Annotated in this window: 14 protein-coding genes; 2 read left to right on the top strand and 12 right to left on the bottom strand. The window is 39.2% G+C overall.

The genetic code is table 11. From position 1 onward, the window contains the following. Positions 1–81: 81 nt before the first annotated feature. The 6 genes from pulA to MK385_RS02365 all read right to left on the bottom strand — a co-directional run bounded on the left by pulA (position 82) and on the right by MK385_RS02365 (position 9,826). Positions 82–2,367 carry a type I pullulanase gene (gene pulA, locus MK385_RS02390; protein ID WP_049490619.1) on the bottom strand — a complete coding sequence of 762 codons (2,286 nt, stop codon included), beginning with the start codon at positions 2,365–2,367 and terminating at the stop codon, positions 82–84. A gap of 151 nt (positions 2,368–2,518) precedes the next feature. After that, the gene (ligA, locus tag MK385_RS02385) at positions 2,519–4,477 is read right to left on the bottom strand and encodes an NAD-dependent DNA ligase LigA (RefSeq protein ID WP_268725180.1); all 1,959 of its coding nucleotides are present in this window, start codon (positions 4,475–4,477) and stop codon (positions 2,519–2,521) included. Between the two features lie 89 nt (positions 4,478–4,566). Beyond that, positions 4,567–5,745, bottom strand: a complete 1,179-nt coding sequence (locus MK385_RS02380) for an MFS transporter (RefSeq protein ID WP_268725179.1) — start codon at positions 5,743–5,745, stop codon at positions 4,567–4,569. Positions 5,746–5,825: 80 nt separating this feature from the next. Continuing rightward, entirely contained in the window at positions 5,826–6,689 is an 864-nt protein-coding gene (locus MK385_RS02375; protein WP_049490624.1) for an Rgg family transcriptional regulator, read from the bottom strand. A 2-nt stretch (positions 6,690–6,691) separates the two neighbouring features. Next, a complete protein-coding gene (locus MK385_RS02370; RefSeq protein WP_268725178.1) occupies positions 6,692–8,593 on the bottom strand; it encodes an ABC-F family ATP-binding cassette domain-containing protein in 1,902 nt (633 codons plus the stop codon). Positions 8,594–8,671: 78 nt separating this feature from the next. Continuing rightward, on the bottom strand, positions 8,672–9,826 hold the full coding sequence (locus MK385_RS02365) for a DUF4352 domain-containing protein (protein ID WP_000722095.1): 1,155 nt from the start codon (positions 9,824–9,826) through the stop codon (positions 8,672–8,674). 409 nt (positions 9,827–10,235) lie between these two features. Here MK385_RS02365 and MK385_RS02360 point away from each other — a divergent pair, with 409 nt between their 5' ends. Further along, positions 10,236–11,954 carry a phospho-sugar mutase gene (locus MK385_RS02360; RefSeq protein WP_247924146.1) on the top strand — a complete coding sequence of 573 codons (1,719 nt, stop codon included), beginning with the start codon at positions 10,236–10,238 and terminating at the stop codon, positions 11,952–11,954. Positions 11,955–12,064: 110 nt separating this feature from the next. Further along, positions 12,065–12,412, top strand: coding sequence for a thioredoxin domain-containing protein (locus MK385_RS02355; protein WP_000434662.1), 348 nt, complete (start codon positions 12,065–12,067; stop codon positions 12,410–12,412). A 34-nt stretch (positions 12,413–12,446) separates the two neighbouring features. On the opposite strand, the gene MK385_RS02350 is transcribed toward MK385_RS02355, so the two are convergent. The 6 genes from MK385_RS02350 to yycF form a co-directional block, all read right to left on the bottom strand. Continuing rightward, on the bottom strand, positions 12,447–15,701 hold the full coding sequence (locus MK385_RS02350; protein ID WP_216728356.1) for a DEAD/DEAH box helicase family protein: 3,255 nt from the start codon (positions 15,699–15,701) through the stop codon (positions 12,447–12,449). A 22-nt stretch (positions 15,702–15,723) separates the two neighbouring features. Beyond that, on the bottom strand, positions 15,724–16,674 hold the full coding sequence (locus MK385_RS02345; protein ID WP_000658134.1) for an Abi family protein: 951 nt from the start codon (positions 16,672–16,674) through the stop codon (positions 15,724–15,726). 110 nt (positions 16,675–16,784) lie between these two features. Next, on the bottom strand, positions 16,785–18,662 hold the full coding sequence (locus MK385_RS02340; protein ID WP_000150978.1) for an Eco57I restriction-modification methylase domain-containing protein: 1,878 nt from the start codon (positions 18,660–18,662) through the stop codon (positions 16,785–16,787). 106 nt (positions 18,663–18,768) lie between these two features. Then, entirely contained in the window at positions 18,769–19,578 is an 810-nt protein-coding gene (locus tag MK385_RS02335) for an MBL fold metallo-hydrolase (protein ID WP_001290607.1), read from the bottom strand. Between the two features lies 1 nt (position 19,579). Continuing rightward, positions 19,580–20,929 carry a cell wall metabolism sensor histidine kinase VicK gene (gene vicK / locus MK385_RS02330; protein WP_268725177.1) on the bottom strand — a complete coding sequence of 450 codons (1,350 nt, stop codon included), beginning with the start codon at positions 20,927–20,929 and terminating at the stop codon, positions 19,580–19,582. Then, the gene (yycF, locus tag MK385_RS02325; RefSeq protein WP_000722056.1) at positions 20,922–21,629 is read right to left on the bottom strand and encodes a response regulator YycF; all 708 of its coding nucleotides are present in this window, start codon (positions 21,627–21,629) and stop codon (positions 20,922–20,924) included. The genes vicK and yycF overlap by 8 nt, the downstream gene beginning before the upstream one ends. Between the last annotated feature and the right edge of the window lie 5 nt (positions 21,630–21,634).

Genomic DNA, 21,634 nt, shown 5'->3' with positions numbered 1-21,634 from the left:
GAAATTTATTCCTATTAGATATTGGTTTTTCAATAAAAATAAAAAAGGTCTAGAGTTAACTAAACCTTTTTGTAGTATTTACTATGAAAGTACCTTCAAGACTGCAACGCTGATATCATCAATCACATTAGACTCTTGAGAACGACTGTTGGACACAAGCATTTCAAGATTTCCTGCATTTTCAAAGTAGAAGGAGGTTCCCTTGGCATTAAATACCACCAATAAATGCTCTGCAGCACCGTGAATTTCGTAAACAATCCACCCACTATTTTCAGCAGCTGTATGGACGAAGACATGACGATAAACTTCTTCATATGTAGGATAAGAGAAAGCACGCGTTTGTGTTTTTAGACGAATAATCTGACGGATAAATTCAATGCTCTCTTGTCTCTCATTGATTAAATCCCAGTTGACCTGGTTGACACTATCTGGAGCATTATAACTATTCATGGCGCGTTCTCTATCTGCCGGAGTCAGCTCACCATTTTCTCCAGTAGCAAGGAGTTTGGTGCGGCCAAATTCTTGACCCAACTCTATAAAGGACATCCCTTGCATAAGAACGCTCATCGCTGTTGCTGTCTCAACCTGACGCATAATCTTATCTGAACTGTAATCTGGATGAAGGGTTACTAACAAATCATGCAAGTTGTAATTATCATGGGCTTCCACATAGTTAAGAACTTGGTTTGGACTAAGATATGAGCCCAACTCTCGGCTACCAAGAATAGCTTTGGCTACAATCGGTTCTGTAGCTGCACCACTAACAAATCCTGCCTTGATTGAACCATAAACTTCTCCTCCTTTGATGGCATCACGCTGATCATCATTGAAGAATCCAATATTTGGCATCTGGTAGGCATTGTCCTTCTTGGCCTTATCATAAGGCGCAAGACCGATCCCCATATCCCAACCTTCTCCATAGGTGATAATACGTGGATCAACTTCATCAAGTGCCCAACGAATTGCCTGCATGGTTTTGACATCGTGAATTCCCATCAAGTCAAAACGGAAACCGTCAATATTGTATTCTTTCACCCAATAAAGGAGTGAGTCAATCATGTACTTACGGTACATTTCGTGTTCGCTTGCGGTTTCATTTCCAACACCTGTTCCGTTTTGAAAGGTTCCATCTGGATTCATACGATAGTAATAATCAGGAACAGTTGTTTGGAAAGGTGCATCGACCGTTGAGAAGGTATGGTTATAAACGACATCCATAATGACACCGATTCCTGCATCGTGATATGCCTGAATCATGGTCTTGAGGTCTCGAATAACCTGTCCAGGATCATCTGGGTTACTAGAGAAACTTGGTTCTGGGGCATTGTAGTTTTGAGGATCATAACCCCAGTTATAGGTTACATTTCCGTCCTCGTCGTATTCCTTATGGCGATCAAAGATTGGTTGGAGCTGAACATAATTACAGCCGAGTTCTTTGATATAGTCAAAGGCGGTTGCTTGGTCGAATTGGTTGGTCGTTCCTGTCTGGGCAGCACCAAGGAAGGTCCCTCGAAGATTTTCTGGAACTCCAGATGTTGGCGATTTTGTAAAATCACGAATGTGCATCTCACAGATAACCGCTTTACATGGGTTTTCCAAACGCCAAGGAGCGTCTGTCCCATGCTTGACTTTAAATCCTTCTACCTGTCTATCTTGCTGAGAGAGAATGACGGAACGTTTCCCGTCAGAGCTTGTAGCAATAGTGTAAGGATCTCGTGTCAAAGTCTGATGGTGTGGAAACTCAATCTGATACTGATAAGCTTTACCTGCAAGATTTTCGTCTAAATCTACACTCCAAACACCAATGGTATTGTACTTATGACTGTATGAATAGCTATTCCCACGCTCAAGATTAAAGGTTTTCCAAATCGGCGCGTCGTTACTTGTATTTTCATAAACGACCACTTGGACTGCTGTAGCGGTTGGAGCCCAGAGTTTAAAGCTTGTCTGGTAGTCAGAGATACTATACCCCAACTCTCCTTGGTATCCCCAATGGTGATCAAAACTTTCACTGTGAAAGGCTTTATCAAAAGCAAACGGGTTTCGATCTTTATAGCAAGAACTTGCAATGGCTGGATTTTCAGAATAATAAACCGTCTCATCACCATCCAAAATCCAAACCTCAGTCAACAGTGGATAATAGTTAAACCGTAGGAGATAATCTTTTGTCTTTCCATCTATTTCGACAGAAAAGGTCAGAGTATCGAGCCTTTCTGCACTTGTAACTGTAAAGGAGAATTTTGCTCCAAAATAGTCATTTTCATAATACAAATTTTCTTTAACATCTGCCTGTTTTCTACTGAATGAACAAGCATCATAATCCCCATTTTTTCGGTGAAAATGGATGACTACTGGGTATCTATACATTTCTTTTCCTAATTCCTAATTTCAATTTTTTTATGTAGTGCTGAAGAATTTAGCGGGAATTTCAGCACAATAGAGAATAGCATTAATAGATATAAAAACACATCAGGAGAGATAGTTTCAGACTATCTAACATCTAGTTTTCAACTATTCTTTACAAACTTTCTAGCCAAGCTTCATCTCGAACTTCGATACCAAGTTCTTGTGCTTTTTGGAGCTTGCTTCCTGCATCTGCTCCTGCTACGACAAGATTCGTTTTCTTAGATACACTGCCTGTAACTTTAGCACCAAGGATTTCGAGTTTATTTTTGGCTTCAGAACGTGTGAGACGTTCCAATTTTCCTGTTAATACAACTGTCAAACCTGACAAGGCTGCATCTGCTACTACTGTCTGCCCTTTGTAGTCCAGATTAACTCCAGCTTCTTTCAACTCGTCTAAAAGAATCTTCGATCCTTCTGTAGCAAAATAAGTCTGAAGGCTTTGGGCAATCACACTACCCAAGCTCTCGATACTTGCTACTTCCTCAGGATCTGCTTGGGCTAGATTTTCAATAGAGTGGAAATGTTGGAGCAAGAGTTGGCTAGCCTTACTTCCGACATGGCGAATTCCCAGACCAAACAAGAGTTTTTCAGCAGAGTTTTCCTTGGATGCTTGAATGGCCTGATATAGTTTAGAAGCAGACTTTTCCTTGACGCCTTCTAAAAGAAGGAAATCGTTTTCTTTCAAACGGTAAATATCTGCCACATCCTTAACCAGATTAGCAGCAAAAAGCTTTTCGACGATAGATGGACCAAGACCCGTAATATTCATAGCATCTCGAGAGGCAAAGTGAATCAAACCTTCCATGATTTGGGCAGGACAGCGTGGATTGATACAACGAAGAGCCACTTCATCTTCAAAATGAAGCAACTGACTGTCACAGCTCGGACAGTTAGTCGGAATATCTAGTTTTTCTTCAGAAACACGTTTAGACTCTACCACACGCAGAACAGCAGGGATGATATCTCCAGCCTTATAAACGATAACCGTATCATCTTTGCGGATATCCTTTTCAGCAATATAATCTACGTTGTGAAGAGTTGCACGGCTAACAGTTGTGCCAGCAAGCTGAACAGGTGTTAGATTGGCAGTCGGGGTCACAACACCCGTACGACCTACTGTCCAGTCAACTGAAAGGAGTTGAGCTTCTTTTTCCTCAGCAGGAAATTTATAAGCTACTGCCCACTTAGGTGCTTTAACGGTAAAACCGAGTTCTTCTTGACCTGCTAGGTCGTTAACCTTGATGACCACCCCATCGATATCGTAAGGCAGTTTCTCCCGTTCTTGTCCTACTTCTTGGATAAAATCCCATACCTCATCTATACTTTGAGCCAATATTCGTTTAGGATTAACTACAAAACCAAGCTGTTCAAGATGCTCCAAGACTTTTTCTTGACTATCACGAGTAGAAGGGCTGGCTTCTTGATAGAGGAAAGTCGCAAGATTGCGTTTGGCCACTACTGCTGTATCCAGCTGACGGAGGGTTCCTGCAGCTGCGTTACGAGGATTAGCAAATTCAGGCTCTCCATTTTCTTGGCGAGCTTGGTTGACCTGATCAAAGGAAGCGCGTGGCATGTAACACTCTCCACGAACAGTGATATCAAGTTCTTCTGGCAAGGTCAAAGGAATGTCCTTGACACGCTTGAGGTTCTCTGTGATGTTTTCACCAACAGAACCATCCCCACGTGTCGCACCGACTACCAAAATTCCCTTTTCATACGTAAGCGAGATAGACAAACCATCGATTTTCAGCTCGCAAATATAGGTCGGGTGGGGTAATTCTTTTCGCACACGCGCATCAAAAGCTTCTAACTCTTCACGTGAAAAAGCATCCTGCAAACTGTATAGAGGATACTGATGACTGTATTTTTCAAAACCATCTAAAACCTTACCACCAACACGATGGGTCGGACTGTCCGCTAAAACTTGATCCGGATAGGCAGCTTCCAATTCGACCAACTCTCGGTAGAGGCGATCATACTCGCTATCTGAAACCGAGGGATTGTCACTCGTATAGTACTCGGTCGCATAGCGGTTAAGTAAGGCAACTAACTCATTCATTCTTTCATTCATAATCCCATTTTACCACAAAGCAAGCCCTCCTCACAATAGAGAAGGACTGAAAAATGGTTTGTAGTGTAATATTTTCTAAAAAAGAGAAATTATAACTCTTTTTTAAAATGACTTCGCACATAAACGAGGGAGAAACAAGACAGGGCAATAACCCCGCTTCCAATTATCAGGAAAGAAGAGAGATGAACACTTGGTAGCACCGTCATAAAGCCTTTTGCAATCGGCATAAATAGGATGGCTAAGGTAAAAATGGTGCTTAGTACTCTCCCCAAGTATTCCCCCTCAACCTTGGTTTGCACCTGAGTAAAAAAGTGAATATTAAATATCGTCATAAACAGTTCACAAACTAAATTTCCAGAAAAGGAAAGAAAAGTTGGCAATGGTAAGCCCATCATAAAAACTCCAACTCCAGTCAAGGCCAATAGAATCAAAAGATTATAAACACCTGCCTTTATTTTACTAGCTAGAAGAGCTCCGATAATCGAACCAATAGCGCCCATAGTCAAAATAGTTGCATAAGCTCCTTCTACCCCGTATAGTCGATTTGAAAAAGGGAGGAGAAATTCAAAAGCTGCAAAAAAGAAATTAACACTGGAAGCTACTACCAAAAGGAAAAAGATCTCTTGCTGGCGCCAAATATAGCGAATCCCTTCTTTCATATCAGCAAAAATATTTTTCCAGCTGAAAGTCCTTTTCACTTGTTCCTGAGTCTCTTTTTGGGGAAGTAAAGCTACTAAGGTAAATGCAATGAAAAAACTAATGGCATCTAAAACAAGCGTCATATGGAGACTGGCAAATTGTAAAACGAGGAAAGAAAGCACCGGAGAACTGACTCCTACAACCTGTAAAACTAACTCCAAGCGAGAGTTATAGGTCACAATCTCGTCTTTCTCTACAACCTCAGTTATAATGGCTTTGTTAGATGTACGAGAAAATGCAAAGGCAACCGCCTGAACAATATTGGCAAAAATCAAGGCAGCAATCATCAAGCTATCATCTCTGATGAAAGAAATAGCTAAGCAAAGAACGCCACAAATCAAGTCTGTCGTCATCAAAATTTTGCGACGCGAAAATCGGTCTGAAATCACTCCGCCAAAGGGATTGACCAGAATCGATGTGACGAGTTCAGAAATTTGATAAATCCCAAGAACAGTCTGCCCTATCGTTCCCATTGATGCCAACCAAACACTGTTTCCATAATCATAGAGCATATTTCCTATTTTATTAATAGCACCACGACTAATCAACTGGATTGCATATCGATTCATATAAAAAGCTCCTCTCAAATTTTGAAACTATTGTATCAAAACTGAAAGGAGTCTCTTTATTTTTCCCTTATTTGGGAAATTTAAGCATTTACAAATTTTTCATAATGTTCCTGATAATAGGCCACTTGCTCTGGAAGTCCAAGCACATCAAAAATATGCATAGCCTCCTGCATCTGACTACAACCCTCTTCTTTCAAGTCTCTCTGGTAGAGGGCGAAACCTTTGAGATAATGGAAGATATTGCGCTCATAAAGCTTGATACCATTTCCAATCAACTTCTCCACATAGCCCTCAAAATAGTCCGCATCCGCAAAGGATCGATTTTCCAAACAATGCTGGTAACAGTTAAGAGCTAAGATCAAAACAAGTTTTCGATGACGACCAATTTCCTTGTAGTAGTCTTCCCTCTCCATCACTTCTCTGCCAATCCGAGCCACATAGTCCACATTGTAGAAAGTATAGAGATTACCGAAAAGAATCAACTCATACATGGTCCATTCTTCTGTTTGGAAAAGATAATCCGCCACCTTATCCAAATCACTCTGACTCATCGTGTAACGAGCATCTCTTTGACAAATCAGTCCTTGTAGCAGAATCCAATTCAGCTCAAAATAGAGGGGATTGGTCGAACTCTTTGCTTTCTCAAGCTGTTCCATTTGAAGCTTTTGAAAACCAGCAATATCATTTGAGTAGTAAAGCGGAATAATCTGTGCCATCAAGGCAACATGTTCATGATTTTGAAAATCCCTAGCCTTGTCCATGAAATTTTCAATAGTCACATGAATATTATCCAAAATCTCAAAGAAACGGGAAACTGCTAAATCAGACTCACCAAGCTCAAAGCGAGATAACTGAGAGGTCGAGCAAGAATCGCCCGCTGCTTCCTTTAAAGAGTAGTTCCCACTGGTTCGAAATTCACGAAATACTTTTCCAAGATGTTCCATCTTTACACCTGCTCTGATAATTCTTCCCACTCAAGCATGGCTTCTTCCTGACGATGGCTAATTTTGTCCAGTTCTGTCTGAAATTCCATGAGTTTTTCAGCATCGTTGGTTTCCAGCATTTGTTCAGAAATGGCTTGACTTTGAGTTTCTAACTCTTCAATTTCAGCCTCTAAACTCTCTATTTGGCGCATGAGCTTACGGGCTTCTTTCTGACTTTCTTTCTGAGCCTGATAGTCATTAGCTGGACTTGCTTCTTTTGCTTGATTGCTAGTTGAAGCATCTTCTATCTGGCTGACTTCTATTTCAGCCTTTTTATCAACATAGTAGTCATAATCTCCAAGGTAGAGGGTTGAACCACTCTCAGACAATTCCAGTACATGAGTGGCTACACGATTGATAAAGTAACGGTCGTGGCTGACAAAAAGAAGGGTTCCATAAAAATCAATCAGAGCATTTTCTAACACTTCCTTGCTATCAATATCCAAGTGGTTGGTTGGCTCGTCAAGGATCAGGAAGTTGTTGTTTTCCATAGACAATTTAGCCAAAAGTAAACGAGCTTTCTCGCCACCTGACAGCATGCCAACTGATTTTTTAACATCATCTCCTGAGAAAAGGAAGGCACCAAGACGGTTGCGGATTTCAACTTCTGGTGTCAGTTTAAAATCATTCCAAAGTTCATCTAGAACAGTATTACTTGGTGTTAGCTTACTTTGAGTCTGATCATAGTATCCAACCTCAACATTGGCACCAAAACGCTTCTCTCCTTTGATAAAGGGAATCTGATCCACAATAGACTTGATAAAGGTTGACTTCCCGATGCCGTTTGGTCCAACGATGGCAACAGCATTCATTTTACGAAGGTCCAGATTGATTGGCTCAGAGAGTATTTCCCCATCATAGCCAATAGCCGCATTTTCAACGGTTAAAACGACATTTCCAGACGTTTTTTCCGACTGGAAGGTCATGTTGGCTGATTTCTTGCCAGCTTCAGGCTTGTCCAAACGCTCCATTTTTTCTAGTTGTTTACGGCGAGATTGGGCACGCTTGGTCGTTGAAGCTCGGACTAGATTGCGACTGACAAAGTCTTCTAGAGCCGCAATTTCCTTCTGTTGCTTTTCATAGTTTTTTGCCTCAGTAGCTAGCTTTTGCTCCTTTAACTCAACAAAGCGAGAGTAATTACCTACATAACGATCTAAGGAATGCTTAGTCAAATCGAGTGTAACCGTCGCAACCTTATCCAAAAAGTAACGGTCGTGACTGACAATAATGAGTGCACCACTATAATTTACTAGGTAATTTTCCAACCAGGCAATGGTTTCGATATCCAAGTGGTTGGTTGGCTCGTCCAAGACCAAGAGATTTGGCTTTTCAAGGAGCATTTTAGCCAGTGCAAGACGAGTATTTTGACCACCTGAAAGCTCAGCAATTTTCATCTGCCACATAGACTCGTCAAACTTGAAACCATTCAAGATAGCGCGGATATCAGCTTCGTAGGTAAAGCCACCAGCCTGACGGAAATTCTCTGATAAACGATCATAATCCGCCATTAGTTTATCTAGATCTTCACCAGACTTTTCACCCATCTCCAACTCCATCTGACGCAGTTGTTTCTCCGTACGGCGTAGATCATCAAAGACATGGAGCATTTCATCATAAATGGTATTTTCAGACTCAAAACGGCTATCTTGGGCTAGGTAAGACAGAGAAATATCTTTTTTCTTATTGATTTCTCCACTAGTTGGCTCCTCTTCCCCAACCAAAATCTTTAAAAGAGTAGACTTACCTGCACCATTTTTCCCAACAAGAGCAATTCGGTCTCGTTCATCTACCTGCAGATTAATATTATCAAAAAGAACCTCACCAGCAAAAGATCGTTCAATTTTATTAGCTTGTAAAATAATCATATCTCTATTTTACTATCTTTTTCTCTTTTGCACAATTGCAACGAAAAAAGTTCGAGTCATAAACTCGAACCTTTCATCTTAGTATCCAATGCCTCCACGGAATGTGCGAGCCATATCTTTCAATTCATAGTTTTTAGAAGAGGTATCGATGGTCCATTTTCCATCTTTCTTAGTCATTTTAATTTCATAACCCTCTTTCTTCATGTTATCACTAGTGTCTAGAGGAGTTGAATCAAATTGACTCGGTGCATTTTCTAAAATGTATTTTTCACCAGCTTTCATAGCTTCAGAGTAGTTGCTATATTTACCTTTGTTTTCTTCGTAGAATTTACGGCTCAATTCATAAACATTCAAGTTATCCAAGTCGATTGTTTCTGGTCTAACATAAACAACAGCATAGTCTGGTAAGTATGTCTTCACCTTGTAATCAACTTTTGCTCTCTTAGCATTTGCTTTGATGTAGGCATCTGCGAATGTTCTAAGTTCTGAATCAGACGGTTTGTAGTTATAGAAGCCTTTTCCGAACGATTCTGTAAATTTCTTGATAAACTCTTCTTTATCAGCTTTCGCATCGTTTGTGAATTCAGCACTATTATCAGAAGATTTTTTATCATCAGCAAGCGCAACAACTTGTGACTTATTATCAGTAGCACTTAGGTTCGTTCCACCACCAGAACTTTCCCCATTAAGGTAAACAGCATCGACATATTTTTTCATTACATCTTTCGCTTCATCAATATTGTCTTCATACTGACTTGGATCCACCTTGATTGCTACATCGTTATTCTTTTTAGAATTTTCTTTGATGTCATCGTAAAAGCTAGGCGCGAAGTGAAGTTCATACTTAGCATTCTTGTCAACCTCATACACTACATAACCAGCAACGCTCTTTCCTTTAGAAAGACTGTCTCCATATGACATAAACTTAGTTTTACTGTCGCTTTCGTGGATTTGAATTGGTTGTAATTTTTCATCTTTTTCATTATAAAGCGTAATATCTTGGCTAGTAAAACTAAACTGTTTATCACGATTGTTCTTGATTTCGACTTGAAGTGCAAGGTAGCTTGAAGATGAATCTTCGTCTTTAGGCAATACAAACATACCGTCTTTTACAGAAACTTCAAAGTTTGAGTTCGAGGCAGTACCATTGTCGCTTGCTTTTTTTTGAGCTCCACAGGCAACAAGTGCTAAAGCTGATAAAAGCAAAGCAGAATGCTTAAGAATTTTTTTCATAATGGATTCTCCTTTAATGATTTACTATATTTTACCATACGCACTATAAAATTCAAAACAGAAACCAGATATTTTCAAAATATCTTAAATTTATAGAGTTTTACATTAAATTTTTCTATACCTTCATTTGATACATTAAAGAATTCTTTATAAAATAAATAGAATATAACAATATTTACGATTTATTTTATTTAAAATCCCACAAAAATACTATAACTTTTAATATTTTTAAAAATTAGATAATTGATATTCATCCCTAACTTAGTATAAGTAAGCATGGTACCCACCATTTTCCCGCTAAAGTGCATAAGTAAATTTCCTACATTTTAAGTTATGCTAACGTTTTACTAAAATGTCAAATCGTGATATAATGAAAGCGATTAAAGCAAATAAACAAAGGAGACACTCTATGACTTACCAAGAAAATTATCAAAAATGGCTCGATTTTGCTGATCTTCCAGACTACCTTCGTCAAGATTTGGAAAATATGGACGAAAAAACTAAGGAAGACGCCTTTTATACCAATCTTGAATTTGGTACTGCTGGTATGCGTGGTTTGATCGGTGCTGGTACAAACCGCATCAACATCTATGTTGTTCGTCAAGCAACTGAGGGTTTGGCTCGTTTGATTGAGTCAAAAGGTGGAAACGAAAAAGAACGTGGTGTAGCAATTGCCTACGATAGCCGTCACTTCTCACCTGAGTTTGCCTTTGAATCTGCGGCAGTTCTTGCTAAACACGGTATCAAATCTTACGTATTTGAAAGCCTTCGTCCAACTCCAGAACTGTCATTTGCAGTTCGTCACCTCAACTGTTTCGCAGGTATTATGATTACTGCCAGTCACAACCCTGCTCCATTTAACGGTTACAAGGTTTACGGAGAAGACGGTGGACAAATGCCTCCACACGATGCAGACGCTTTGACTACTTATATTCGTGCTATCGAAAATCCATTCGCTGTGGAAGTTGCTGATGCCGAAGCTGAAAAAGCTTCTGGCTTGATTGAAGTTATCGGCGAAGCTGTTGATGCAGAATACCTTAAAGAAGTTAAAGACGTAAACATCAACCCAACCTTGATTGAAGAATTCGGTAAAGACATGAAGATTGTCTACACACCACTTCATGGTACGGGTGAAATGTTGGCTCGTCGTGCTCTTGCTCAAGCAGGATTTGACTCTGTTCAAGTTGTTGAAGCACAAGCAACTGCAGACCCAGACTTCTCAACTGTAAAATCTCCAAACCCAGAAAGCCAAGCAGCCTTCGCCCTTGCTGAAGAACTTGGTCGTCAAGTTGGTGCAGATGTGCTTGTTGCAACTGACCCTGACGCTGACCGTGTTGGTGTTGAAGTTCTTCAAAAAGATGGAAGCTACCTCAACCTTTCAGGTAACCAAATCGGTGCTATCATGGCTAAGTACATCTTGGAAGCACACAAAAATGCTGGAACTCTTCCTGAAAATGCAGCCCTTTGCAAATCAATTGTATCAACTGACTTGGTAACGAAGATTGCTGAAAGCTACGGCGCAACCATGTTCAACGTTTTGACAGGTTTCAAATTTATCGCTGAAAAAATCCAAGAATTTGAAGAAAAACACAATCACACTTACATGATGGGATTTGAAGAAAGCTTCGGTTACTTGATTAAACCATTCGTACGTGATAAAGATGCTATTCAAGCTGTTCTTGTCGTTGCTGAACTTGCTGCCTACTACCGTTCACGTGGTTTGACACTTGCTGATGGTATCGAAGAAATCTACAAAGAATACGGCTACTACGCTGAAAAGACAATCTCTGTTACCCTTTCTGGTGTTGATGGTGCAGAACAAATCAAAGCCATTATGGCTAAGTTCCGTAACAATGCTCCAAAAGAATGGAACACAACAGCTATCACTGTCGTAGAAGACTTCAAGGCTCAAACTGCTACTGCTGCTGACGGTACTGTTACAAACTTGACAACTCCTCCAAGTGATGTTTTGAAATACACACTTGCTGACGGTTCATGGATTGCAGTTCGCCCTTCAGGTACAGAACCAAAAATCAAGTTCTACATTGCCGTTGTGGGTGAAAGCAACGAAGATTCACAAGCTAAGATTGCTAACATCGAAGCGGAAATCAATGCTTTTGTTAAATAATAAATTATAAAAGATGAGACCAACCAATCTCATCTTTTTTCGTATCAAATCTAAGCATTTTTAGAAACTTTATGGCATACTAGACTTATCAATGAAAGCGAGGTAATCTCATGGAACAATTTTTAGAAAACATTAAAGACCTTGAAGTCACTACAGTTGCGCGTGCACAAGAAGCACTCGATAATAAAGAAACAGCAACCTTCTTTATTGGCCGTAAAACTTGCCCTTACTGCCGTAAATTTGCTGGCACATTGGCAGGTGTCGTAGCTGAAACTAAAGCCCACATCTACTTCATCAACAGTGAAGAACCAAGCCAACTCAATGAATTGCAAGAATTCCGCTCACGTTATGGAATACCAACTGTGCCAGGATTTGTCCACGTTGCAGATGGCCAAATCAATGTCCGTTGCGACTCTTCCATGTCCGCACAAGAAATCAAGGACTTTGCTGGATTGTAAAAATATATAAAAAAGAAGGCACTCGCCTTCTTTTTTACTTATATTCAAAATATTTATCTACCAATTCTTGGATTTTCCCTTCTTTAGCTGCAGGGATTGTATCTTCTAGAACAAAGTTCTTTCTACTGATCCCTTGGGAGAGATTTCCAAAGATAAAGTTAGTGGAAATATTATAGATTATTTCTGAAGGTGCAAATCCATAAACTTGATTTTCTAGGATATGTTTTAAGCGTTCTTCAGGACTTGGAAATGCTTCTCGTAAACCATTGCTGTTATATAGCCGCTTAACAAGCTCTGCAATATAAAGGCCTGACTTCATGTACAAATCAATGAATGTCTTAGATGGATCATCAAAGATTCCTGGATTTTCTTTTTCAAGGTCATTCACCATTCTCTTCACCACACGTTTAGGAGTAAAAATCTGATTGGTTTTCTGTGGTGGAATATAGTCGAAAATATCTTCTTTCTGATCTCTAAAATAATCTGCCAACTCCTCTTTCTTGCGAAGAAATTCCTGGATGGCTTCATCAAATGTTGCTCGATCAAAGAGATGTCCTGCAAAATCCTGCCCACCATCTCTCAAATAACGAAATTGGTCAATCGTAATACCAGTCACTTCAAAGAAGACATGCTCAGGAACAAAGGTGTCAAAATTATCAAGTGTTAGAGATTGATCGCCGTAGGCCATGATGAAACTTGGAATTGTTCGTGCAAATCCTCGAAGATGGTCCCGAATCTCATCTTGAGCAGATTGTTTCAACTGTTCAACACGTTTGACCTCAACCTGCTCGATAAACTTCTCAGGCATTTTTTCCACTTCTTTTTTGAGTGTTTGTTCTAGTTTTTCTTTATGAATGAGATTATTTTCTTCTAAACGTTTTTCAAGAACTTCTTGAATCTTATCTTTTTGCTCTTTATCATTTTCTTCCTTGAGCTGTTGTTGCAACTCTTCCTTGATATGAGCTTCAGAAATTTTACGTTCTATCTCATTTTTTCGAACTTCGTTCTCAAATGTTGCTACAATTTGTTTCTTGATCTGGTCTGTTTCCCGAGTTTTCAGATCATATCCAGCCTTCAATTCTTCTACAATTACTGAAGAAACGGTCTTACTCAAGTCATTGACCAGCTGTTTTTGAGTTCTTTCTTCATCTTTTGTGACTAACTCAGCAACAGACTCACCAAGCCCATAAACTTTTTCACCAAAAAGTCGTGCTTGTTGATTGACCACGATTTCATGGTCAACCACTGCATTGCCCTCATCATCCACTTTAACACCTGAAAAGTCTAGTAAATCAGAAGGTGTTTGTAACTTGCCTTCCTTTTCAACTGGTAGTTCATTTAAGATGTCTAGAACGGTTTGACTGGCTTGGAAAATACCGCTGATATTATCAAATAGGAGGTTAGACATAAAGCCACGTTTGAGGACTTCCCTAGCTTTTATTTGACGCGGTATAGTCAGAACTGCCTTAGCATCAATTTCAACCATCTTACCTGCACGGTCTTCTGCTATGACAGGGAAGAAATTTAAGAGTTCTCTGATGTTCTCTTCACGAGTTGCGGAAGTTCCACCACCTCCTGCAGTCGCAAGTGATAAGTTATTTGCAAACTCATCAAAGAGAATCAGGGTTCTTTCTGGCGCAAAGTCAAATACATAGGCTCTTTCTTTGCGGAAGTGATTTCCTTTGTTATCGCTCCATGAGTATGGATTTTGAGCACGGAAGGCAGCTTGCATATAAATGGCAGGTGATTTCAAGTTTGATAACATCAATACGCCTGTCCATTCAGGGATCGTCACACCTGTCGTCAACTGACCGACGGATAGGGTAATAGTTTTGTCATTCTCTGCTATCGCTTTTCTAACCAAGTCTAGGGATTTGAGTTTAACCTTATCATCTTCCTCAGACATACGCCCGTCACCAGCAGCTAACACAATCTCATAGTTTTCATAGATGGGATGTTCCTCTAGCAGTGCTTTTAAGGCTTTTGCTGAGGCTACACGTTCTAAGAGCCAAAAAGTATGCTTGAGTTCGTTCCGAAGTTCTTTGGTTGAAAATGGATATTTCTCATTGCTTGATAGAGTATCTAACCAATTTCTGACATCTTGCTCATAGATAAATTTCCCTTTATCATCTGTAGCGAAAAATTCACTCAAGTCAAAAGCATAGTCGATATTTTCGCCGTCTAGTTGAGCACCTTTTTCTAACTCCTCACCAATCATCTGAGACATTTGATAGGTAAAGAGATTTAACTGAGGCAAGCTCCCATATGGATTCTCCTCTTCTTGCTCAGGCGACCAAGTAGTTTTAGCTGCCTGCTCATCCGCATAAGACCAGTTGTAGATCTGCTCCTCGGTAAATTCTCCCTTGGCTAATGCCTTAAATGGAGTTCCTGATAGATGCAAGGTAAAGTTTCGACGAATCTTATTAAAGGCTTGGTCTGTCTTGAAGGTAGCAACTCCTTCGTGCGCTTCATCGATAACCAACAAATCCCAATGTAGATCAGTGACCCATTTGAGTTTATTGTGCTCTCCACCAAGATAAGCAGAGCCTTTCAAGTCTTGGAGACTGATAAAAGCTAGCTGTCTTACATCGTCATCTAAAATACTAACAAATTCTTTACGTGACAAAGTTGGGCGATATTTAAGGCTGTCTGACTCTGAAACAAACTTGTAAGTCGTTTGACCAGCTATGAATTTTTCAAAATCATCGTACCATGAGTTGGCAATGGCAGGTCTGTTTGTTACAATCAGGACATTGACGGCATCCATTCGACGAACTAGGTCATAGGTAGATAAGGTTTTACCAAAACGTGGCTTGGCATTCCAGAGGAACTTATCTCCTAGGTGATTCTTGAAATAAGTTAAGGTCTTAGAAACTGCTTCTTCTTGCTCTTGTCGCAGAGTATAGTCCTGTCCTTGGCCAGGCTGATAACCAGACAAATCATGCTGAACAAACTTATCAAAAAGATTTTTAGATTTCTCAGGTGTCCCATTAAAGTAAAACCATTCCGTCTTAGGACGACGTTCCACATCATGGAAAGAAAGGAAATGGTGGAAATCATGATCCTTAAATGTCTTTCCCTTATCAGGTTCTTCCGTATAGGCTGCATCCCCAGTCCATAAGACATCTGTATCTATATGAGCAGTATGCGTTTGTTCTTTAATCCGTTGTGTAACATCACGCTCTGTATAACCAATCTTAATCCAGCCCTCATTACTTGTTACCGTAGGGGTGGTGTAGGCATAGATTTTAGGATGAATCTCTTTAGAAGTTTTAATTTCTACTGGCATAAGTATTCCTTTTTTAAAAAAATTAAGCTAATTTTTCCATTTCTGTTAAATCTATTCCCATAGTCTTTAAAATATCCTCAAACACTACAGTTTTAAATTCATCAGCATACTGATTGAACAGATTTCTTAAAGCTTTATACAATCTTTGAAAATCTTTCTTATCAAGTACAATTTTTAAAAATAGAATGAGCACTATGAAACGTTTATTATCATATCTCCTTATCCCAAAATGATTTGCTATTTGAGATATTCGAACATTTCTTAAATTAACATTGTACAGTCGTTCATCATGTGCACAGATATTTCTAACCAAGTTAGCCACTTTTAAACATGCACTTAAATCTGCACTAGATAGTCTAAATGTATTGTCTTTATTCTGTGCTCTATATTTATCTGTATAAAATTTTGCGATAATATTTTTTGTACTATCCGTTAAAATGTTGTAAAAATTAGCAATGTTCCCCATTGTAAGAAAATTAACTAAAACCCAAAGTGGTACTTCTCCGTGTTCTTCAATATAATGTTTGATAGCGCCACTTCTATCTACCTTATCATGAATAGTCTTTGTTAAGATAGAGATTTGTTGAAGAACTTTTTTAGGATCATTGTCTACAAAATTTGCAATATCTAAATAAGCATTCTTACGAGGGTATTTTTTAGAGAATTCATATGCAACTGTAGTCTTTATTGAATTTTCGAATATCAATAAATATTTCAATAACAATATCCTTAGTTCTCTATCAAATAAAAACAAGGCCTTTAGTTCGTTAAAGTGAGTTCCTTCTTGATAAATTTCAGGTTCAACAGGTTGATTATTGCTGCCCTTTACTAAAAATAAATCTTTATAACCGTTTATAACGTTGTAATAGTTTTCTTGTTCTAAAAATCTCTTTGGCTTCCCATTTGTTGGGACTACAACACCCCTATTTCTTAAGATTGTTAACTGTTGATTAAATGTTTTATGTTCCTTCAAACTTATCTCCTATAAAACAAAAAAGGGTCAGTGCATCGTATGCTTCCTGACCTAATCCTATGTGTCTATTATAGATCACTGAGCATAATTTGTCAAATAAAAATACTTTTCTAATCCATCTCCCTTACATGAGTCTCAATAAAGGCAATTTCTTCAGGAGAAAGGTCATATTTTTTATAGAGCTGGAGGTCAATATCAGCCACTGATTGTGTCCAATCAATGTCCGAATTGACCGTAAAGTCTTGGAGTGGGACATATTTCCATGTTCCTTTTTTATTATCTTGTGTAATTTTTAGTACACCTAACAAAGTCCTAGCAAATTTAGATTTTATATACTTAAATAATGAATCTGCTTCATCCAATGTTTCTAATTTACCAATAGAAATAAAGGTCTGTGTGTGACCCACGAGTGGGGTACCCACGAGTGGGGTCGATAGGACTTCGCCAATCGCCCCACTGCCATTTGCTTTTGGCAGTATCACCTTATATTTATCCAAATTCCCAGGTCCTTTGATGTATTTCTTTGGAACAAATTTTATTACACGTTCATTATTTATCCTACCTATTAACTGAATTGATTCACATTCTGGTTTATCATCCGTAAAAATTTCAGGCAACTTTTCAAAAATATTTGTTGTCACATCAAATTTATGACCCTTACTTAACCTGTCTACGAAATTAGGAAAATCACTGTGTAGGACTTCTGTTAATTTATAACTTTCTGGTGCAAAAACATAGTCACTTAAAGATTTGAAATCATTTCTATGATAGACTTTTTTATAAATTGAATTCAGTTCATCAAAAGCGGTATATGTTTCAATCGCTCCAAAAACTCTATCATTATCGTGGTAACTAATCGTCACTCCACCTTTAATATCCGTACCAGGAAAAACTTTCGAAGAATCTTGGACATAATACATGACTTTGAAATGTTCATTCAACAGCATTTTTTCATTCCATGATTTTGGTGTTTTACCAGCCTTAAATAAAAACCTAGCAGGTGTTATCAATACTGATTTTCTACTAATTTTATAAGATTCATCCATGAAATGATGATATATTGGTTTATCACTTGTTCCTTGTAATTCTTCCTGATACGGCGGATTTCCTATCACGACATCAAATTTCATTTCACTTTCCTCGCTAGATAGGCTCTCAAAACCTATCATTTTATTCTTTTTCCAGTCTTTGATTTGGGTTTTAGATTCTTCTACTTCTTGGACTTCTAGCTCATCTGAAAACAAGCTTAGCTGTTGAGATTGCTCTTGTGTAGCTGAGTAAGGACTGATTTTATTCAATCCATCCATTTGAAAGACATTGTAGGAGATAATAGTCGCAATTTCTTTCTTTTGCTCTAAGGTCGGTTGATTTCCAGTCTTTGCAAGATAGTAGTCCTCAAATGTTGCTAAAAGATTTTCACGCGCCAAAAGCAGAGAATCTCCTTGATACTCATATCCATAAGAAGATCGATAAGCTTTTTTTACAAGCTCATAGAAGGTGGCTTCATCTGAGACCTCACGACTAATGCGTTGCAATTTTCTATCAAGAAAACCAACTCGCTCAGATAATGGAATTTCCTCACCAGTCACTGTATCATAGCGAGAAACCATATAAGGTGCTTCACCACAGGTGATTTCTAGCCAGCGTAATTGGATATAATCTTCAAGATCCAGAGATTCAAGTTCAGCTTCCACGTAGCCATTTTGCTTTTCAACCAACCAAGTTGGCGTAAAGACTTCGGCTCTAATCTTGGTTCGGTCTTTTTGCTCATACTTAGACTTTTCTGATCGGGGTTGAATCAAGTTTGCATAGTTTCCCGTCACCCTACTTGGAGTGATACGATCGATTGGAGCAAATCCCTTTCCTAACAATTCATAAGAATGCGTCGCCCAAACAATATTCTTCTTGGTCGTTCGATCATTTAAAAGAATTTTTAATAAGTCAGCAGACTCCATAGCCAACTTTTCTTCACTAATATCTATCGTCATAAGACAACCTTTCTCGTACTATAAACCTTATTATATCATATTTTAAATGGTGTTTGGACTAGAAAATAATAACTATGTATAACAAAAGAAGGCACTCGCCTTCTTTTTATATATCTGTCAATGGTGTTGCGGTATCTGGTGAAGTGTCGTAGACCTTAAAGTCAACTCCGACTCCCAAATCGGCTTGAGCTAGCTGATTGACCATGGTCATATGAGCCAGCTCCTTGATATTGTTCTCTTTGGACAAGTGACCAAGGTAGATTTTCTTGGTTCGATTTCCCATGGCACGAATCATAGCCTCAGCTCCGTCTTCGTTAGAAAGGTGACCGAGATCCGATAGAATTCGCTGTTTGAGACGCCAAGCGTAAGATCCTGCTCGCAAAATCTCTACATCATGATTTGACTCAATGAGGTAACCATCCGCATTTTCGACAATCCCAGCCATACGATCACTAACATAACCTGTATCGGTCAGCATGACGAAGCTCTTGTCATCCTTCATAAAGCGGTAAAACTGTGGTGCTGCCGCATCATGGCTAACTCCAAAACTCTCAATGTCGATATCACCAAAGGTTTTGGTTTTGCCCATTTCAAAGATATGCTTTTGCGAAGAGTCTACCTTGCCAAGATACTTACTATTCTCCATAGCCTGCCAAGTCTTTTCATTGGCGTAAAGATCCATACCATATTTGCGAGCCAAGACACCGACCCCATGGATATGGTCTGAATGCTCATGCGTAATTAAAATCGCATCCAGATCTTCAGGTTTGCGATTGATTTCAGCTAGCAGACTTGTAATTTTCTTACCAGACAAACCTGCATCCACTAGGATTTTCTTTTTTGGGGTTTCCAGATAAAAGGAATTTCCACTGGAGCCTGATGCTAAAATACTGTATTTAAAGCCTTTTTCACTCATTCTAGTCTTCTATTTCGTCCTCCCATATTTCTTCTTTTACGGCATCCTTATCATAAGGGAGCACTATGGTAAAGGTCGATCCCTTACCGTATTCACTTTTGGCCCATATAAAACCATTGTGTTGTTTGATGATTTCTTTTGCGATCGCCAGACCTAGACCAGTTCCACCTTGAGCCCGGCTTCTTGCACGATCCACACGGTAGAAACGGTCAAAAATTTTTGGCAAATCTTGCTTTGGAATACCTAGACCTTGGTCTTTGATGGATAAAATCATCTGGTCATCAGTAGTTTTCATGCTGACAGTGATCTTCCCACCATCTGGCGAGTACTTGATGGCATTGTTAAGAATATTATCTATCACCTGAGTCATCTTATCGGTATCAATCTCGATCCAAACTGAATTGATTGGGTAATCTCGAACCAGTTCATATTTTTTCTCTTGATCCTGTGCTCTCATCTTGTCAAAACGATTAAGGATAAAGGTGATGAAGGCCGTAAAATTAATCAACTCCACATCCAACTGAGTAGTCGCATTATCAATACGAGAGAGATGCAAGAGATCTGTCACCATCCGCATCATACGGTTGGTTTCATCTAGCGAAACCTTGATAAAATCAGGGGCTACAGGATCATACAAGGCTCCCTCGTCCAAGGCTTCAAGATAAGATTTAACACTGGTCAAAGGAGTTCGCAACTCGTGACTCACGTTCGAAACAAAGAGTCTCCGTTCGCGTTCTTCCTTCTCCTGCTCGGTCGTATCATGTAAAACAGCAACCAAACCCGAGATGAATCCAGACTCACGGCGTACCAGAGCGAAACGTACACGAAGACTCAGGTATTCACCATTCACATCTTGGGAGTCAATCGTCAACTCAGGAATCTGTGTAATTAGATCACGCAGCTCATACTCATCTTCTATCTTAAGCAATTCGAGGATGCTTTTATTCAGAACATCTTCTTTCTGCACACCTAATTGTTTCTTGGCCATATCGTTGATCATAGTAATCTGACCACGGCGATTGGTAGCAAGAACGCCATCTGTCATGTAAGAAAGAATACTGTTCAATCGTTTACTCTCTTGTTCCAGATTTTCTTGGGTCAAACGAATAACTTCTGACAAATCATTCAGATTATTGGTGATATTGGTGATTTCTGTACTTCCTTGCAAGTCCAAAACTTGAGAATAATCACCTGCAATCAAGTCCTTAACCTTTTGATTTATCTCCTTCAGACGGATATTATTCCGACGATTTTCCAGTAACAGCAAGGTCACCACCAGGATAAAGCCCAGTAAAATCAAGATAAAGATAAAATCGCTGGTCAGAATAGTTTGTCTAATATCTTCAATCATTATTTCTCATATAGTATCCAACACCACGACGTGTGAGAATGTACTCTGGACGACTTGGAGTGTCTTCTATTTTCTCACGCAAGCGTCTAATGGTCACGTCCACAGTACGAACATCACCAAAATAGTCATAACCCCATACAGTCTCAAGCAAGTGTTCACGCGTAATCACTTGTCCAATATGGGAAGCCAAGTGATATAAGAGCTCAAACTCACGGTGGGTCAAATCTAATTCCTCACCATATTTCTTTGCCACGTAAGCATCTGGAACGATTTCCAAATCACCAATTTGTAAAGGTTGCGTCTTCTTCTCATCAGACTCTTGGTTATCTACTGAAACTAGATCGGTACGACGAAGAAGGGCCTTAACACGAGCCTGCAACTCACGGTTTGAGAAAGGTTTTGTAACATAATCATCTGCACCTAACTCTAAACCAATAACCTTGTCAAACTCGCTATCCTTGGCTGAGAGCATGATGATAGGAACACTACTGGTCTTGCGAATGGCTTTGGCAACTTCTAAACCATCAATTTCAGGTAGCATCAAGTCGAGGATAATAATATCCGGTTGCTCTGCTTCAAATAGCTCGATTGCCTCACGACCATTGAAGGCTGTAACGACTTCATAACCTTCCTTGGCCATATTAAACTTAATAATATCTGAGATTGGTTTCTCATCATCTACAATTAATATTTTTTTCATTTTAT

Origin of the sequence: Streptococcus oralis, from assembly GCF_026782125.1 — a bacterium.
Taxonomy (GTDB): Bacteria; Bacillota; Bacilli; order Lactobacillales; family Streptococcaceae; genus Streptococcus; species Streptococcus oralis_CE.
The sequence above is the reverse complement of the archived record's forward strand: the minus strand, read 5'-3'. Positions and strand labels throughout refer to the sequence as shown.

Bases quoted from the DNA above. Each gene is read 5' to 3' on its own strand.
- MK385_RS02365 (WP_000722095.1), bottom strand. From the start codon at position 9,826: ATGAAAAAAATTCTTAAGCATTCTGCTTTGCTTTTATCAGCTTTAGCA.
- pulA (WP_049490619.1), bottom strand. From the start codon at position 2,367: ATGTATAGATACCCAGTAGTCATCCATTTTCACCGAAAAAATGGGGAT.
- ligA (WP_268725180.1), bottom strand. From the start codon at position 4,477: ATGAATGAAAGAATGAATGAGTTAGTTGCCTTACTTAACCGCTATGCG.
- MK385_RS02380 (WP_268725179.1), bottom strand. From the start codon at position 5,745: ATGAATCGATATGCAATCCAGTTGATTAGTCGTGGTGCTATTAATAAA.
- MK385_RS02340 (WP_000150978.1), bottom strand. From the start codon at position 18,662: ATGACGATAGATATTAGTGAAGAAAAGTTGGCTATGGAGTCTGCTGAC.
- MK385_RS02355 (WP_000434662.1), top strand. From the start codon at position 12,065: ATGGAACAATTTTTAGAAAACATTAAAGACCTTGAAGTCACTACAGTT.
- MK385_RS02375 (WP_049490624.1), bottom strand. From the start codon at position 6,689: ATGGAACATCTTGGAAAAGTATTTCGTGAATTTCGAACCAGTGGGAAC.
- MK385_RS02360 (WP_247924146.1), top strand. From the start codon at position 10,236: ATGACTTACCAAGAAAATTATCAAAAATGGCTCGATTTTGCTGATCTT.
- MK385_RS02370 (WP_268725178.1), bottom strand. From the start codon at position 8,593: ATGATTATTTTACAAGCTAATAAAATTGAACGATCTTTTGCTGGTGAG.
- yycF (WP_000722056.1), bottom strand. From the start codon at position 21,629: ATGAAAAAAATATTAATTGTAGATGATGAGAAACCAATCTCAGATATT.
- vicK (WP_268725177.1), bottom strand. From the start codon at position 20,929: ATGATTGAAGATATTAGACAAACTATTCTGACCAGCGATTTTATCTTT.
- MK385_RS02350 (WP_216728356.1), bottom strand. From the start codon at position 15,701: ATGCCAGTAGAAATTAAAACTTCTAAAGAGATTCATCCTAAAATCTAT.
- MK385_RS02335 (WP_001290607.1), bottom strand. From the start codon at position 19,578: ATGAGTGAAAAAGGCTTTAAATACAGTATTTTAGCATCAGGCTCCAGT.